Source organism: Stenotrophomonas maltophilia (assembly GCF_004920835.1).
In the GTDB taxonomy this organism is placed as follows: Bacteria; Pseudomonadota; Gammaproteobacteria; order Xanthomonadales; family Xanthomonadaceae; genus Stenotrophomonas; species Stenotrophomonas maltophilia_AQ.
The window spans coordinates 143798-160076 of sequence record NZ_QFHO01000007.1 but is presented as its reverse complement, the minus strand read 5'-3'; the positions used below and the strand labels follow the sequence as shown (position 1 = coordinate 160076).

Genomic DNA, 16279 nt, shown 5'->3' with positions numbered 1-16279 from the left:
CCCATGGATGGGTTTACGGCGTCCCCCGCAACCGGACCCACCCCGCCACCGCACGGAATGCACGCCGTTGCCGTTGCCGTCGCCGTTGCTGTTGCCGTTGCGGGTGCGGGTGCCGGGTGCAACCCGGCCAAAGCCCCCCCTTCCCCATACCCCGCCGAATGGGTATACAGTCGAACCATACCGGCACCGTGCCGGAATGAACCCTGGGAGGGGACCATGCGCAAGACCTTCAAGACCCTGCTGCTGGCACTGCCGCTGTGCCTGGCCGCCCTGTCGGCGCAGGCCGCCGACAGCGCCGCCGGCCGCTGGAAGACCATCGACGACAAGACCGGCAAGGTGAAGTCGATCGTCGAGATCACCCAGGCCGCCAATGGCACGCTGTCCGGCAAGGTGGTCGACATCCTGCACTCGGACAAGGGCCCGAACCCGGTCTGCGACGGCTGTGAAGGTGCCAACAAGAACAAGCCGGTGAAGGGCATGACCATCCTCTGGAACCTGAAGGCCGACGGCGCCAACAAGTGGTCCGGCGGCACCATCCTCGACCCGGCCAACGGCAAGACCTACAAGTCGAAGATGGAGCTGCAGGCCGGCGGCACCAAGCTGGACGTGTCCGGCTGCATCGCCTTCATCTGCCGCGCGCAGACCTGGCAGCGCGAGTAAGCGCCACGTCCCCCGCTTCACACCCGTGACCCGGCCCCGGCCGGGTCACCTCGTTGCGGGCATGCGATACTCTGCGGTTCCCCTCGGCTTCACCCCGCGACCATGACCCGTACCGCGCTCGTCACCACCGCCCTGCCCTACGCCAACGGCCCGCTGCACCTGGGCCACCTGGTCGGCTACATCCAGGCCGATATCTGGGTACGCGCGCGGCGAATGAGCGGCGGCAAGGCCTGGTTCGTCTGCGCCGACGACACCCACGGCACGCCGATCATGCTGGCCGCGGAAAAGGCCGGGGTCACCCCGGAAACCTTCATCGCCAACATCCAGGCCAGCCACGAACGTGACTTCGCCGCCTTCGGCGTGGCCTTCGACCATTACGACTCGACCAATTCGGCAGCCAACAAGGCACTGACCGAGCAGTTCTACCTGAAGCTGGAAGCAGCCGGCCACATCAGTCGCCGCTCGGTGGCGCAGTTCTACGACCCGGCCAAGGGAATGTTCCTGCCCGACCGCTACGTGAAGGGCATCTGCCCGAATTGCGGCAGCGCCGACCAGTACGGCGACAACTGCGAAGTCTGCGGCGCCACCTATGCGCCGACCGACCTGAAGGAGCCGCGCTCGGTCATCTCTGGCGCCACACCGGAAATGCGCGATTCGGAGCATTTCTTCTTCGAGGTCGGCCACTTCGATGCGTTCCTGCGCGAATGGCTGGCCGGCGATGTCGCCCTGCCGGGCGTGAAGGCCAAGCTGGGTGAGTGGCTCAATGCCGAAGGTGGCCTGCGCGCGTGGGACATCTCGCGCGATGCGCCGTATTTCGGCTTCGAGATTCCCGGCCAGCCGGGCAAGTACTTCTACGTCTGGCTGGACGCACCGATCGGCTACCTGTCCAGCTTCCAGACCATGTGCGGCAGGATCGGCGAAGACTTCGAGGCGCACCTGCGCGCCGACACCAGCACCGAGCTGCACCACTTCCTCGGCAAGGACATCGTCAACTTCCACGGCCTGTTCTGGCCGGCGGTGCTGCATGGCACCGGCCACCGCGCGCCAACCCGCCTGCACGTCAACGGCTACCTGACCGTGGACGGTGCCAAGATGAGCAAATCGCGCGGCACCTTCGTAATGGCGCGTACGTTCCTCGATGCCGGCCTGGAACCGGAAGCGCTGCGTTATTACTTCGCGGCGAAGTCCGGTGGCGGCGTCGACGACCTCGACCTGAACCTGGGTGACTTCATCGCGCGCGTCAATGCGGACCTGGTCGGCAAGTTCGTCAACCTCGCCAGCCGCTGTGCCGGTTTCATCAGCAAGCGTTTCGACGGCCTGCTGGCTGCGCAGCTGCCCGACGCGGCCCAGTACCAGCGCTTCGTCGATGGCCTGGCACCGATCCGAGAAGCGTACGAGCGCAACGACCCGGCCGCCGCCATCCGCCTGACCATGACGCTGGCCGACGAAGCCAACCGCTATATCGATGATGTAAAGCCGTGGGTGATCGCCAAGCAGGAAGGCGCCGATGCGCAGCTGCAGGCCGTGTGCAGCCAGGGCCTGAACCTGTTCCGCGTGCTGGTCACCGCACTCAAGCCGGTGTTGCCGGCCACCGCCGCACAGGCCGAAACCTTCCTGGCCGCACAGGTGAACGACTGGACCGAACTGGCGCAGCCGCTGCTGGGCCATCGCATCGCCGATTACACCCCGCTGTTCACCCGTATCGACCCGAAGAAGATTGACGCCATGATCGACGCCTCCAAGGACACCCTGCAGACCACCGCCGCTGCAGCCCCCACCGCCAAGAGCGAAGCTGCCAAGCCCGCCGCGCCTGTCGCCGCCAAACCCGAAGCGAACAACGCCGATGCACCGGCCACGATCGGCATCGACGACTTCGCCAAGCTCGATCTGCGCATTGGCAAGGTGCTGGCGTGCGAGTTCGTGGAAGGTTCGGACAAGCTGCTGCGCTTCGAACTGGACGCCGGCGAACTGGGCAAGCGCCAGATCTTCTCCGGCATCCGCGGCAGCTATGGCGAGCCGGAAAAGCTGGTCGGCCGCAGCGTGGTGTTCATCGCCAATCTGGCCCCGCGCAAGATGCGCTTCGGCCTGAGCGAAGGCATGATCCTGTCGGCCGGTTTCGACGGCGGCGCACTGGCGCTGCTGGACGCCGACAGCGGCGCACAGCCGGGCATGCCGGTCCGCTGATGCCCGCGGCGGGCGTGGCCTATGGCCGCGCCCGCCGGCACCGGCCCGGGGAAGCAACGCGATGGGAGGCAACGCAATGGAACTGGCGCTGTTCGACTTCGACCACACCGTGACCACCTGCGATACCTATGGCCGCTTCCTGCGCCGCGTCGCCACGGCCGAACAGCTGGCACAGGCATGGTGGAAGATCGGCCCGTGGCTGGCTGCGTACAAGCTGAAGCTGATCTCGGCAGAACGTATCCGCGCACGCGTCACCCGCCTGGCCTTCAGCGACCGTCATAGCGATGACATCACCACGCTGGCAGCCGGTTTCTCGCGTGATGTGCTGCCCGAAGTGGTGCGGCCGGAGATGCTGGAGCAGATCCGCTGGCACAAGGAACAGCAGCACACCGTGGTGATCGTGTCCGGTTCGCTGGACCTGTACCTGAAGCCGTGGTGCGAACAGCTGGGCCTGCAGTTGATCTGCAACCGGCTGGAAAGCCAGGACGGCCGCCTGACCGGCCGTTATGCGGGCGGCGACTGCGGCCCGCGCAAGGTCGAGCACATCCGCCGCCAGTTCGATCTGTCGCGCTACGTACGCATCCATGCCTACGGTGACAGTTCCGAAGACAAACCGATGCTGGCGCTGGCGCACGAGCGCTGGTTCCGTGGCAAACCCCTGAAGTAACCCCAACGCGCAGCCTTCGCCACGCATGAGCCTGACCCCGCCCTTGACCGAACGCCTCGACCGCCTGCTGCCGCAGACCCAATGCGGGCAATGCGGCTACGACGGCTGCCGCCCGTATGCGCAGGCGATGGCACGTGGCGAAGCCGGCGTGGACCGCTGCCCCCCCGGAGGCGACGCAGGCGCGCGCGCGTTGGCGCAGGTGCTGGGTGTGCCTGCGGCTGCGTTCGACCGCACGCGCGGCGAACACAAGGCGCCGCAGGTGGCATTGATCGTGGAAGCCGACTGCATCGGCTGCACCAAGTGCATCCAGGCCTGCCCGGTGGATGCCATTGTCGGCGGTGCCAAGTACATGCACACGGTGATCGCCGATCTGTGCACCGGCTGCGAGCTCTGCATCCCGCCGTGTCCGGTGGACTGCATCGAGCTGGTGCGCCTGTAACAGGGGGTCAGATCCCTTTTCCTTCGGAAAAGGGATCTGACCCCGTTCAATGATTACGGTACGGCCGCCGTCACCACGATCTCGACCTTCCACTCGGCGTGGGCCAGCTTGGCTTCGAACGTTGCGCGGGCCGGCGTTGCACCCTCGACCACCCACTCGTCCCACGCCTTGTTCATGCCATCGAAATCGGCGATGTCGGCGAGGAAGACTTCCGCACGCAGCACGTGCTGGCGATCACTGGCCACCAGCGCCAGCAGCTTGTCGATCTCGGCCAGCACCTGCCGGGTCTGCCCGGTGATGTCCTGGCTGGTGTCTTCCGGAATCTGGCCGGAGAGATAGGCGACCTTGTTGTACACGGTCATTTCGGACATGCGCGGTCCGACGTCGTAACGCTCCATCATGGGCGTGGCTCCTGCGGGTGATCAGGCCTGCATTGTCCTCCAAACCAGCCAACGGTGGGTGCATGGACGCTTTCCACGCAATGCCACTACCGGCCCATGACAGTTCTGCTGGTCAAATGCCAGCGACAGGCGCACGATGCGCCACGCCCGCGTTGACACCGCCCTCGCCCCTGCTGCCGCACCCTTGCGCCGATGACCGCCCCCTCCGATTCCATCGCTCCCCCTTCCACGCCCACCTGGAAGCGGGTGGCCACCATCGTCATCCCGCTGCTGATCCTGGCACTGGCCCTGCATGGCCTGGCCGGTGAGTTCGACGAGCATGGCTACCGTGCCATCCGCCAGGCCTTCCGCCAGCTCAGCGGTACCCAGATCGCGCTTACCGTGGTACTCGGCCTGGCCAGCTATGCCTGCCTGATCGGCTTCGACGCCATCGGCCTGCGCCGCAGCGGCATCCGCGTGCATCCGGCGCGCATCGGCATCACGGCTTTCCTCGCGCACACCCTCGGCCAGACCGTGGGCTTTGCCGCACTGACCGGCGGCGCCGTGCGCCTGCGCGGCTACCGCAGCGCCGGCCTGGACCTGGCGCAGATCGGCCAGGTGGTGCTGATGAGTACGCTCGGTTTCGTGTTCGGTGCGTGGCTGTTGATCAGCGTGGCGTTGTGCATGGAGCCTGCAGCGGCGGCATTGGCGTTGCCGTTGAATCCAGACGCGGTGCGCGTGGTCGGCGTGGCCGCCCTGCTCGCATTTGTGGGAACCGTGTTGCTGGTCGGCCGCGAGGGACGGCAGTTCAGCGTGTTCGGCCATGCACTCTGGTTGCCCGACCGCCGCACCATGCTGGGTGTCACCGTACTCAGCGTCATCGAGCTGGTGCTGGCCAGTGCTGCGTTCTATGTGCTGCTGCCCGACTCCACGCCCACCGGCCTGCCCGGCTTCGTCGGCCTGTACCTGGTGGCGGTGCTGGCCGGCCTGGTCTCGACCGTGCCGGCGGGCCTGGGCGTGTTCGAGTGGAGCCTGCTGAAGCTGCTGCCACAGGTAGCCCCGGCAGCGGTGCTGGCCGCAGCGCTGATCTACCGCGTCACCTACTACGTGCTGCCACTACTGCTGGCCACCCTGCTTGCCCTCGCGCCCGCGCTGCGGCAACCGCTGCAGGCCAGTGCTGGGGCAACCCGTGCCGGCTGGAACGCGCTGCGCCCATGGCTGCCGCAGATCATCGCGCTGGCGGTGTTCAGCATCGGTGCCGCGCTGGTCATTGACGGCACGCTGCCAACACCACGTCGTCATCTGGTCGGCGCCTCGCTGCCGATCCTGGAAACCTCGCACCTGATCGGCAGTCTCAGCGGTGTCGCCCTGCTGCTGATCGGACAAGGCCTGGCCAGGCGCAGCCACGCCGCGTGGATGCTGGCGATGGCGGTGTGCGTGATCACCCCGTTGCCGTTGTGGCTGCGCGGTGGCCAGCTGCTGATCGCGGTTTCTGCGCTGCTGGTGGCGATGGCGCTGTGGGCCGCACGCCGCGAGTTCTACCGCCAGGGCGCACTGCTCGATGAAGCCTGGTCATGGCCATGGCTGCGCAACCTCGGCCTGGTGCTGGTGGCGGTCACCTGGCTGCTGTTCTTCACCTACAGCCACGTCGAGTACCAGAACGAGCTGTGGTGGCAGTTCGCAGTGTCGGGCAATGCACCGCGCGCACTGCGTGCGTTGCTGGTGGTCGCGATCGCGCTGGTGATGTTCGGCCTGGCGCGATTGCTGCACAGCACGCGCAGCCCACTGCAACCCGCCGACGAGGCTACGTTGCAGTCACTGGCACCCGTGCTGGCTGGCGCCACTGATACCCAGGCCTGCCTGGTCCTGACTGCCGACAAGGCGGTTCTGCGTGATGAGGCCAAGCAGGGCTTCGTGATGATGCAGCGCTATGGCGGTTCGCTGATCGCGATGGGCGATCCGGTCGGTCCGCCGGACGTGGCGCGCGCCTTGATCTGGCGCTTCCGCGAGGAAGCCGACCGGCTCGGGCTGCGGCCGGTGTTCTACCAGGTCGGTGAAACCTATTGGCAGACCTATCTCGACCTCGGCCTGGGACTGGTCAAGCTGGGCGAAGAAGCGATGGTGCCGCTGCATGATTTCGGGCTGGAGGGACGCGAGCGTGCCGACCTGCGCCAGGCCTGGAACCGCGGCAAGCGCAGCGGCCTGTCCTTCCGCGTGGCATCGGTGGAAGAGATCCCAAGCCTGCTGCCGCGCCTGCACGCGATCTCCAACGCATGGTTGGAAGACAAGGCCGGCGATGAGAAGGGCTTCTCGCTCGGTAGTTACGACCCGGATTACCTGGTCCGCTTCCCGGTGGCACTGGTCGAAGCCGAGGGCCAGATCGTGGCCTTCGCCAACCTGTGGCAGGCACCGGCCGGTGCCGAGCTGTCGGTGGACCTGATGCGCCACGTCAACGAAGCTCCGAAGGGCACGATGGACTTCCTCTTCATCGAGCTGTTCCTGTGGGGCCGCGCACAAGGTTATGCGCGTTTCTCGCTGGGCATGGCGCCGTTGTCCGGGCTGGCCCAGCATCGACTGGCCGGGCGCTGGAACCGGCTGGCCGGTCTGCTGGCGCGGCACGGCGAGCGCTTCTACGGGTTCAGTGGCCTGCGCCGATTCAAGTCCAAGTTCGACCCGCAATGGCGGCCGCGTTATCTGGCCGCACCCGGTGGCATGCACCTGCCCGCCGCGCTGCTCGATGCCACGCGGCTGATCTCGCTGGACCCACGGCGGAATTGAGGCCGCTATCCGCCGGGCATGGCCCGGCGCTACTTGCCACCCGGTAGGTGTCGACCTTGGTCGACACGCTCGACGCTACATGCGCCCGGTAGGTGTCGACCTTGGTCGACACGCTCATCCCCGAGGCGCCCTCAGCCCCAGCGCCGACCAAGGTCAGCATCTACCAAGCGCTACATACCGCCCTTCAGGATCACTTCGGCGAGGCGGTCATAATCGCCACCGAAATGGTGATCGCCGGGCAGCTTTACCTTCTTCACACCATCATTGGCCGGCAGATCCGGGCACAGTGCGTCTTCGTCCTTGTCGCCATACACGCACACGGTCTTGGCTGCCGGCAACCTGGCCACTTCCGGTGCGATCGGCAGGCCGTCGCCACCACCGCCCAGCCAGTTGCTGACGTGGAACTCGAAGTCGGCCTTCTTCCCGACCGACAGCAGCACGATACGATCCAGCGAGTCGCGCGTACTGGCATCGAGCTGGTTGATGGTGGCCGGCAGTACGTCGGCGCCCTGCGAGAAGCCGATCAACATCACCTTGTCGCGATGCCACTGGGTGCGGTAGTGGTCGATGATCTTCTGCAGGTCACCGGCAAAGCCCTTCGGCGTCCGCTCGCTCCAGAAGTAGCGCAGCGAATCGATGCCGACTACTGCCACGCCCTGCTCGTTGAGCGCAGACGCAACGTCCTTGTCCAGGCCGGCCCAGCCGCCGTCACCGGAGACGAACACCGCCAGCGTGTCACCGTTGCCGGAGGCCGGCACTTCCACTACTGGCAACCCCTTCAGCACAGCTGGTGGCGGGGCCAGGCTGATGCCCGCCTGTGCGCCAATCACCCGCGCCGCAGCCACCAGGCCCGGTGATGCATCACCACGTGTGGTGCGCTTGAACTCGCGCGCCATCGCGACCTGCTGCACGAACGCGCTGGCCTGGCCAACCTTGCAGCCGCGGTCGCCAGCGGCGCTCAACCACGGGAAATTCAGTTCGGCCGGTTGCAGCGCGTTGTGCTTGACCCCATCGCCGCAGACCATGCGCTGATGGTTGTGGTCCGGGCAGAAGCCAGTGGTCAGCAGGCCGGCGAACACCTGGGTGTCGGCCTGCGCCGCCAGCGTGTAGGCCATCTCGGCACCTTCGCCATCGCCGCCGACCAGCGGCAGGTGGTAGCCGGGCAGATGCAGGGAAGCCTGCAGCCAGCGCGAGAAATTCTCCACATCGCCGGAGCCGAACGAACAGGTCGGATCACCTTCGCGCTTGAGCACCCCGCGCAGGTGCGCGATGTCCACCGCCGCAACCAGCGCGCCGTCTGCACGCAGGGCCTCGATCGGCAGGCGGCTGGTGTCGCCACCGGCGGCGGGCTCATGGAACCAGATCACCACACGCTGCGGCGTGCCGGCCGGCATGTGCACCGGGATCTGCTCGAAGCGCCCATGACTGAACTGCTGTGCGGTGACCGCCGCTGTCGCCGGCAGTGCAGCCAGCGCCAGTACCACTCCCATTGCCCTGCCCAGCCCTGCATGCTTCATGTCGCAACCCCGGTGGAATGCGCACACGATACGCCGCTGCCGCGTGCACGGCATGTACCGGCGCAGTCCGTTGGGGATTCAGTCGGCTGCGGCCTGACGGCCGCGGCGGTACAGCGCCAGGGCCAAGTACAGCAGCCAGCCCACGATCACCGCGATCACCACCTTCTGCCCCAGCCCGCGCGGCGGCCCGGCGCGCCACAACACATGCAGCCACAGCAGCACGAAGGCCAGCCAGGCCCAGCCCCAGAGCAGGCCGGCGGCGGTCTTCCAGCCCGGTTCGCGGCGCAGGTACCAGGCCTGCAGCAGCATGCCGACGCTGGCGCACAGGAACGCGGTATTGGCCGCCAGCCCATGGATGAAAGGGGCCAGCAGCGGTGTTGCCTCGGGCAACCAGCTGTCACCGATGGCGACCGTGGCCAGGCCCAGCGCGGACACCGTGAACAACAACGGCGCCGCCGAACTGCGCCGTGGGCCGATGCTGCCGCGATACAACGCGATGCCCAGCACGGCGATCGCCAGCGCGAGCAGGCAGTACGCACTTCGCAGCAGCAGCCCCCACGGTCCGTGCAGGTAGAGGCTGAGCGTTGCCCGCACCCAGTCCAGGTCGGTGCGTGCGAACTGGGTCCACAACGCTGTGGCCACGAACAGCAGCAATGCCGCCATCGCCAGCAGCGCCGCAGGCCGCATGCGGCTCATGGCGTCGCCTCCGGATGCCGCGCCTTCCACTCGGCCAGCGCCTTGCGATAGCGCTGCAGCTCGTCGGCATACAGGTCGAGTACGCACAGCGGGCAGCCACTGCCACAGCATTCGTTGGGACCGGGTTCTTCCGGCGGCACGGGGCGGGGATCGGGATCAGTGACGGACACGGTGGCAAACGGCAATCGGTGGAAACAGGCCCCAGTGTAACGGGCGGGCTCAGGCGCCCAACTGGCGGCGCAGGTTTTCACGGGCCGCTGCGTCCAGGCGCTGGTGGAAGAATTCGCTGAGGAAGATGCGCGGCGCGCGCAGCAGGCCCTGCAGGAATCGACGCCGGCCGGCACGATACAGGAAGCCTGGCACCACGCCCTTGTACTCCTCGGCCACACCGCGGTCGTAGGCCGTGAACACCGGTTCCGGCGCGGCCAGGATCGCCATGTCGCAGTCCAGGAACAAGGCCGCTTCGGCGTCGACATCGTCCGGCCCCAGCGCGCCATGGCGTGCGGTCAGCAGGATCAGCTGCTCCACCCGGGCCACATCGACGCCGGCCAGTTCTGGCGCCTGCGCGATGGCCTGCACCGCCAGCTGCGCCGAACGCGCCTCGTTGTCCTTGCGCCCGGCCTGGTAGACCGCATCGTGGTAGAGCACGCCCAGATAGACCTCGGCCGGTTGCTGCCAGCCCGGGCCCTCGGCCACCTCCTGGCAGTGCTGCAGCACCGCGCGCACATGGCCGAAGTGGTGGTAGGTCCGTGGCGGCGTTGCATAGCTGTCCTGCAGCGCCTGCCACTGCGCCGGTGCAAGCGTCAGCGGAGAGAAGTCCATACCCGGATCATCACGCCTGTGCTGGCACCGGGCAAGCTGGCGGTTTTTTCACCACACCCTCACGACGCTTGCCAGGCGCGGCCTGGACGCGGTTGTCCACAGCTTTGTCGAGCGCTGGTCCACACCGGTTGTGGATGGATGGCGCTGCCGACCAACGGTGACGCCGGCGGCCTCCTCGCGGGTCTACACTCGCCGCAGGCGGGAGCGCCCGCCGCTGTCGGGAGCCGTCATGTACCATCCTGCCGCTCGCTTCCTGTTCCTCGCACTGGCCACGCTGGCAGCGCCGCCCACGCTTGCATTGGGCCCCGCCGGGGCCGATGCCACCGCGATCACCGCCTCCCCCACCATTCCGTCGCCGCAGCAGGTATCGGCGATCCCCGCTGAGATGCGCGAGATGCTGCGCACGCAGGTGATCAATCGCGGCTACTCGCGTGAGCAACGCCTGCAGGGACTGGTGGAGATGATCTTCGACCGCCACGGCATGGACCTGCAGTACGACGCCGACGCGACCCTCACCGTCAGCGAGATCTGGCAGCAGCGTCGTGCCAACTGCCTGGCCTTCACCCTGATGTTCGTTGCGCTGGCACGCGAGGCCGGCATCCAGGCGCGCGTGCAGGAAGTGGGCCAGGTGGTGTCCTGGTACCAGGACCAGGCGCAGGGACTGGTTTACAGCGTGGGCCACGTCAATGCCGGGGTTGGATTCGGCGGGCGCTTCGCCACCGTCGACCTGGACCGCAACGTGCTGTACGACCGCCACGGCCCGCAACCGATCAGTCAGGCGCGTGCGCTGGCGCATTTCTACAACAACCGCGGCGCCGAACGCATGGCCGCTGGCGACATTCCCGGCGCGCGTGCGTTCTACGCGGCCGCGCTGGGCCAGGACAGTAGTTTTGCCGCCACCTGGAACAATCTGGGCGTGCTGGAAAACCGCAGCGGCGATGTCGCTGCGGCGCGCCGTTCACTGGAAATGGCCCTGCGCCTGGATGGCCGCCATGACGCCGCGTTGAACAACGCCAGTGCGCTGTACCGCAAGCTGGGGCTGGTGGCCCAGGCGCAGGTGCTGGAACGGCGCCTGCAGTGGGTCCAGCGCGAAGATCCATTCGCCCAGTACATGCTCGGCGCCAAGGCCGAACGCGCGGGCCAGCTGGATGCGGCGATCCGTTATTACCGGCAGGCAGTACGCCTGTACGACACCGCGCACCAGTTCCACTTCGGGTTGGCGCGGGTGTATTTCCTGGCCGGCCAGCTCAGGCGCGCCGACCGTGAACTGCTGCGTGCGCAGGAACTCGGCGGAGCCCCCGAGCAGGCGCGCTACCAGGCCAAGCTGGACAGCCTGGCCCGCTGGCGCGCGCAGCAGCAGGCCCGGCGCTGATCGGCGGTCAGGCCTTCTTGAGGAAGCAGGTCTTCAGGACCAGTCCCTTGATCTTGTCCGAATTGCCTTCGATGTGCTCGGCATCATCCTCGACCAGGCGGATGTTGCGGATCACGGTGCCCTGCTTCAGCGGAATCGAGGAGCCCTTGACCTTCAGGTCCTTGATCACCGTAACGGTATCGCCGGCCTGCAGGGTGTTGCCGTTGCTGTCACGCACGACCAGGGTCGAACCGGAACCTTCTTCGGCGGTCCACTCGAAGCCACAGTCGGCGCAGATCCACAGCGCGCCATCGGCATAGGTGTTTTCCAGGGTGCACTGCGGGCAGGCGGGAACAGAAGACATCGGCAAGTACCTCGAAATGAATCAACAGCCTGCATTGTAACCGCCCGGCCTTTTTTCCCATTTCCACGGGTGGTGCCTGAGGGTGCCCCGGTCCAGCCCGGCCCGCGAGGACGCAGGAACTTGCAGTCGGCCGCGAACTGCAGCAGAGTGCGCGGCCCCTGATCGTCCCCGGAACCCCCCATGCGCCTCGGCATCGACTTCGGTACCAGCAACTCCGCCGCCGCCATCGTGCGTGACGGTGAACTGCTGCCGATCCGCTTCGGTGACGCCGAGCAGTTCCGCACCAGCGTGTACTTCCCCGGCGTGGTCCCCGACCCGGACGACTTCCAGCTCGATGACGGCCAGGAACACCAGCTGCAGCAGATGATCGACAGCGCCGCGCGCGCGGCCCGCGCCGCTGGCCAGGAACGCACGCCGCAGGCGCTGCGTCGCGAAGCCCTGCGCGCCCTGCGTCGCGAATGGATGGAAGCGCGCGCCGGCAAGGAACGCAGTGCCAATGACCTGCTGCAGAACGCGATCTACGGCGATGAAGCGCTGGAAGCCTATTTCGAGGAACACGAGGGCAACCTGGTGCAGAGCCCGAAGTCGATGCTGGGCTACAACCTGCACCCGCGCGCGAAGCAGACCATCACCGGTATCGCCGCGCACATCCTCGAACACATCCGGCTGACCGCCAGCGCCCAGCTCGGCCAGCCGCTGCGCGCCGCCCTGCTTGGCCGCCCGGTGCAGTTCCGCAGCTCGATCGGCGCTGCAGGCAACGACCAGGCGTTGGACATCCTGCGCGAGGCGGCCACCCAGGCCGGCTTCGACCAGATCGATTTCCTCGAAGAACCTGCGGCGGCGGCCATGCACTACCACGCCGAAAGCCGTGAGCGGCACCAGGCGGTGATCGTCGACATCGGCGGTGGTACCACCGACATCGCCCACGCCGAAGTTGGTGGTGAAACCGCTCCGCGCATCCACCGCGCCTGGGGCATCGCACGTGGCGGTACCGACATCGACCTGGCGCTGAGCCTGTCCGGCTACATGCCGCTGTTCGGCCGCGGCATCACCCGTGTGCCCGCCCACCATTACGTGGAAGCGGCCACTGTGCAGGACATGACCCGCCAGCGCGACTTCCGCCAGCACAACTACGACCACGTCGACGCGCCGTGGGGCGCGCGCCTGCAGGCACTGCAGGACACCGGCAACACGGCCCGCCTGTACCGCGATGTCGAGCGCGCCAAGATCGCGCTCAGTACCAGCAGCGAGCACCGCAGCACGCTTGACTACATTGCCCGCGACTTGCACGCCGACAGCAGCGCCGATGGCCTGGCCGCCGCCGCGCATGGCTACCTGGAGCAGATCCGGGAACTGCTGGCCCAGGTCCGCAATGACATTGGCGGCGACCCGGATGCGGTGTTCCTGACCGGCGGCATGTCCCGCGCAGGCTACCTCCGCAAGGCGGTGGCCGAGGCCTTCCCGGGTGCCCGCATGGTCCATGGCGAACCCTCGCTGGGCGTGGTCCAGGGCCTGGCGCTGGCGGCAGCCAGCCAGGATTAACAAAACGTTACGCGGTCTGCGCTACCCTTGGCCGGCTAGAAAACCGCTGCACCGTCCACTGGCCTCGCCGGTGTGTGTACCCATGGTGCAGCCTGGCCCGCCCAGCGGGCCTGGCGACCATGCCCTCTGGCTCGATCATGGTCCGCGTACTACCCGAGCCGCCATCGAGACCCGCTTTGGGCACCCGCCAGGCCCCTGTGGCCGTACAACCTGACGCTGAACCAGCACCCATCGACTGCCGCCGTTGTGACGCGGTCTGTTGCCGGTTGCCGGTCCTGCTGCAGCCCGGCGACCACGTGCCCGGCCAGTTCCTGTCGCGCGACACCCACGGCCGTGCCGTGATGGCGCGCAACGAAGAAGGCTGGTGCGCGGCAATCGATCCGTATCACCTGCGCTGCACGATCTATTCGCAGCGCCCGGCGATCTGCCGCCAGTTCTCGATGGGCGGCGACGACTGCCGCCGCGAGCGGCAGGACTACCTGCGCCAGGCCGAGTCCTGCGCGCTTTCCTCCCCTTCCACCTGACAGGAGCCACCATGCCCCGCAAGGCAAAGACCCCCGCGAAGGCCAGCAACAGCATCCGCAGTGAACGCAAGGGCGCATCCGCCAGCACCGTGGTCAGCAGCGACTCGATCGCTTCGGACCTGGCCGCGTTCCGCAAGAGCGGTGGCAAGATCGAAGTTCTCGGTACCACCTGGGCGCTGAAGAAAGCCAGCTGACCCTCCCCCGACCGCGGCGGCGCTGCCGCCGCGGCCTGCCGGACCGCGCTCAGCGATCCAGGCGTACCTGCACGCTGCCCGAGTGCGACTGGATGCGGATGTCACCATCACCGCCGCCCAGCCGGGTGTCCAGGCGGCTGCCCGGCCCATAGCGCGGCCGCTCGACGTCACCGGCGTCACTGTTGATCGAACCACTGAAGCTGTTCACCGACAGCTGTGCCGACACCGTGCGCGGCAGGCGCAGGTTGACCGATGCACTCACCGATTCGACATTGATGCGGCCACCCGGCGCCAGTCCGGCCGCGGCCAGGTCGATGCTGCCCGACACGGTTTCCACCGCCAGGCGCTGCACCCGCCCCGCATCGACGTCGACCCGACCCGATACGGTCTGCGCACCGATATCACCGGACACGCCGCCGCCCGCTTCGATGCGACCGCTGACCGTGTTCACGTCCAGTCTCGGCGTCTGCAGGCGAGCATTGACGCTGCCACTGACCGTATTGAGCTTGCTGTCGCCACTGCGCCCTGACGCGCTCAGGCTGCCGCTGACGGTGTCGGCCTGCAGCCGGCGAACATCGATGCCGCTGATCTCCTGACTGGCGCTGACCGTGCTCAACAGCAGCTCCACCGAGCGTGGCACATTCAGCACCAGCGTGGCGCCACCGCTGTTGTTGCGGCGCGGGTATTCGATCTCCCAGCGCACGCGGTTTGCACTCTTTTCCTGGCGCAGCTGCAGGCCATCGCTGAGCGTGCCGGTGAGCTGCACGTCGTTGCGGTCCCAGCCGCGCACGGTCACCTTGCCGGCTACGTTGCTCAGCTCGATACGGCCGCCCGGCGCCAGGTTGTGGCGCTCGTCGATCCGCGTATCGGCCAGCGCCACGGCGGGCACCAGCAACAGGGCGGCGCAGCAGGTCATCAGGATTCGGGTCATGGGGGATCTCCTCAGGTCGTCAAGCCGGACTCGGCGGCATAGGCCGCCTGCCGGGTCAGTTCCAGCCGCAGCGCGTAGGTACGCTTGAGCTGGCCAAGCAGGTGCGGGGCGCGCGGGTCCTGCGCCAGTGCGGCACGGATCTGCGCCGCACTTTCATCCAGTTCGTGCAGGGCTGGCTGCCATTCCGGCGCCCGTCCATCGGGCAGCGAAGCGACGGCCTGCTGGTACTGCTCGGTCATTGCCGCCGCCTGCAGCTGCAGCGCTGACTGTGCCGGCATCGGCGCATCCAACTGCGCATGGCGCCACGGCACCACCGCGTAGAGCGCCAGACTGGCGGCCAGTGCAGCCCCCACCGGCAACCACCACCGGCGACGTGGGCGCAGCGGCAGGGCCACCACGTTGTCGGCCGGCGTGGGGTCCACGGGCGCTTCGCGCGGCGGCAACTGCGCCGACAGGCGCGCCCAGCCATCGGTGGGTACGCTGCGTTCGGCTGGCAGCGCGCGCAGGCGTGCCAGCAGGTCGTGGTCGGAATCGTGGTCGCGTGTACTCATGTCATGTCTCCCAGCCGTGCGCGCAACAAGCCGCGCGCACGATGCAACTGTGCTTTGGAACTGCCGACGGCCATCTGCAGCTGTTCGGCGATTTCCTGGTGTTTCCAGCCTTCGATGTCGTGCAGTACCAGTACCGCACGTGCCCGTGGTGGCAGCGTCGACAGCGCCCGTTCGAGGTCGCGTTCGGTGCCGGCGCAGCGGTCGTGTACCGCCAGTTCCTGCAAGCCTCCGTCCACTTCGTCGAGACTGTCGTGATCCTGCCCGGCAGCACGCCCACGCAGTTCCATCAGCGCGGCGTTGACGCCCAGGCGATGCAGCCAGGTCGACAGGCTGCTTTCGAAGCGGAACCCCGGCAGCGCCTTCCACGCCTGCAGGAACGCTTCCTGCAATGCGTCTTCGGCGCGTGCCTGCTGGCCGCCACACAGCCGCCACAGCACAGCAAATACACGGGGCGCATGGCGCCGGTACAGCAGTTCATAGGCAGCGGTATCGCCGGCGGCCGCTGCCCGCACCAGGGCGGGTTCGTCGACGGCGTCGTTGGCGGCAGGCAGCGCGGGCATGGTGGTGTCGAGCATATCGCTTGGATGCACCGGCCCGGGAAAAGGTTTAAGGCAATCGACCGCCAACGCGATGCAACCTTTTCGGCGGCTGCTGCATCCATGGTAGGTCCTTCATGAAA

Annotated in this window: 18 protein-coding genes; 9 read left to right on the top strand and 9 right to left on the bottom strand. The window is 67.5% G+C overall.

Features of this window, described 5'->3' with window-relative positions:
* Positions 1-216: 216 nt before the first annotated feature.
* From DI041_RS07750 to rnfB, 4 genes are all read left to right on the top strand, one after another.
* On the top strand, positions 217-660 hold the full coding sequence (locus tag DI041_RS07750; protein ID WP_136640082.1) for a DUF2147 domain-containing protein: 444 nt from the start codon (positions 217-219) through the stop codon (positions 658-660).
* Between the two features lie 102 nt (positions 661-762).
* Entirely contained in the window at positions 763-2844 is a 2082-nt protein-coding gene (gene metG, locus DI041_RS07745; RefSeq protein ID WP_136640083.1) for a methionine--tRNA ligase, read from the top strand.
* Positions 2845-2920: 76 nt separating this feature from the next.
* Positions 2921-3511, top strand: a complete 591-nt coding sequence (locus DI041_RS07740; protein WP_046985603.1) for an HAD family hydrolase — start codon at positions 2921-2923, stop codon at positions 3509-3511.
* Between the two features lie 25 nt (positions 3512-3536).
* On the top strand, positions 3537-3950 hold the full coding sequence (gene rnfB / locus DI041_RS07735) for an Rnf electron transport complex subunit RnfB (protein ID WP_046985602.1): 414 nt from the start codon (positions 3537-3539) through the stop codon (positions 3948-3950).
* Positions 3951-4003: 53 nt separating this feature from the next.
* Here rnfB and DI041_RS07730 read toward each other — a convergent pair whose 3' ends face one another.
* On the bottom strand, positions 4004-4351 hold the full coding sequence (locus DI041_RS07730; protein ID WP_005418155.1) for a RidA family protein: 348 nt from the start codon (positions 4349-4351) through the stop codon (positions 4004-4006).
* Positions 4352-4543: 192 nt separating this feature from the next.
* Between DI041_RS07730 and mprF the strand changes: the two genes are divergently transcribed.
* Complete coding sequence (gene mprF, locus DI041_RS07725; protein ID WP_046985601.1) at positions 4544-7108, top strand: bifunctional lysylphosphatidylglycerol flippase/synthetase MprF; 2565 nt, start codon at positions 4544-4546, stop codon at positions 7106-7108.
* 170 nt (positions 7109-7278) lie between these two features.
* On the opposite strand, the gene DI041_RS07720 is transcribed toward mprF, so the two are convergent.
* The 4 genes from DI041_RS07720 to DI041_RS07705 form a co-directional block, all read right to left on the bottom strand.
* The gene (locus tag DI041_RS07720) at positions 7279-8625 is read right to left on the bottom strand and encodes a virulence factor family protein (RefSeq protein ID WP_046985600.1); all 1347 of its coding nucleotides are present in this window, start codon (positions 8623-8625) and stop codon (positions 7279-7281) included.
* Positions 8626-8703: 78 nt separating this feature from the next.
* Positions 8704-9321 (bottom strand): DUF998 domain-containing protein, encoded by a 618-nt coding sequence (locus DI041_RS07715; protein ID WP_136639564.1) that lies wholly within the window; start codon positions 9319-9321, stop codon positions 8704-8706.
* A complete protein-coding gene (locus DI041_RS07710; RefSeq protein ID WP_046985606.1) occupies positions 9318-9491 on the bottom strand; it encodes an oxidoreductase-like domain-containing protein in 174 nt (57 codons plus the stop codon). Before DI041_RS07710 ends, DI041_RS07715 begins: the two co-directional genes overlap by 4 nt.
* Positions 9492-9540: 49 nt before the next feature.
* Positions 9541-10143, bottom strand: coding sequence for an HD domain-containing protein (locus DI041_RS07705; protein ID WP_136639566.1), 603 nt, complete (start codon positions 10141-10143; stop codon positions 9541-9543).
* 229 nt (positions 10144-10372) lie between these two features.
* On the opposite strand from DI041_RS07705, the gene DI041_RS07700 reads away from it, so the two are divergent.
* Positions 10373-11515: a transglutaminase domain-containing protein gene (locus tag DI041_RS07700; RefSeq protein WP_136639567.1), complete on the top strand. Its 1143-nt coding sequence runs from the start codon at positions 10373-10375 to the stop codon at positions 11513-11515.
* A gap of 7 nt (positions 11516-11522) precedes the next feature.
* Here the strand turns inward: DI041_RS07700 and DI041_RS07695 are convergent, their stop codons facing one another.
* On the bottom strand, positions 11523-11858 hold the full coding sequence (locus DI041_RS07695) for a zinc ribbon domain-containing protein YjdM (protein ID WP_046985596.1): 336 nt from the start codon (positions 11856-11858) through the stop codon (positions 11523-11525).
* Between the two features lie 180 nt (positions 11859-12038).
* On the opposite strand from DI041_RS07695, the gene DI041_RS07690 reads away from it, so the two are divergent.
* The 3 genes from DI041_RS07690 (at position 12039) to DI041_RS07680 (ending at position 14118) form a co-directional block, all read left to right on the top strand.
* Positions 12039-13400: an Hsp70 family protein gene (locus DI041_RS07690; RefSeq protein WP_136639568.1), complete on the top strand. Its 1362-nt coding sequence runs from the start codon at positions 12039-12041 to the stop codon at positions 13398-13400.
* 230 nt (positions 13401-13630) lie between these two features.
* Positions 13631-13924 carry a YkgJ family cysteine cluster protein gene (locus DI041_RS07685; protein ID WP_050559906.1) on the top strand — a complete coding sequence of 98 codons (294 nt, stop codon included), beginning with the start codon at positions 13631-13633 and terminating at the stop codon, positions 13922-13924.
* Positions 13925-13935: 11 nt separating this feature from the next.
* Complete coding sequence (locus DI041_RS07680; protein ID WP_012511788.1) at positions 13936-14118, top strand: hypothetical protein; 183 nt, start codon at positions 13936-13938, stop codon at positions 14116-14118.
* Between the two features lie 49 nt (positions 14119-14167).
* On the opposite strand, the gene DI041_RS07675 is transcribed toward DI041_RS07680, so the two are convergent.
* Genes DI041_RS07675 through DI041_RS07665 form a run of 3 tightly spaced genes read right to left on the bottom strand, consistent with a single transcriptional unit; the run spans position 14168 to position 16175 of the window.
* Positions 14168-15049: a DUF4097 family beta strand repeat-containing protein gene (locus tag DI041_RS07675; protein ID WP_136639569.1), complete on the bottom strand. Its 882-nt coding sequence runs from the start codon at positions 15047-15049 to the stop codon at positions 14168-14170.
* An 11-nt stretch (positions 15050-15060) separates the two neighbouring features.
* Positions 15061-15600, bottom strand: a complete 540-nt coding sequence (locus DI041_RS07670; protein ID WP_136639570.1) for a hypothetical protein — start codon at positions 15598-15600, stop codon at positions 15061-15063.
* On the bottom strand, positions 15597-16175 hold the full coding sequence (locus DI041_RS07665) for an RNA polymerase sigma factor (RefSeq protein ID WP_019337006.1): 579 nt from the start codon (positions 16173-16175) through the stop codon (positions 15597-15599). The genes DI041_RS07670 and DI041_RS07665 overlap by 4 nt, the downstream gene beginning before the upstream one ends.
* Between the last annotated feature and the right edge of the window lie 104 nt (positions 16176-16279).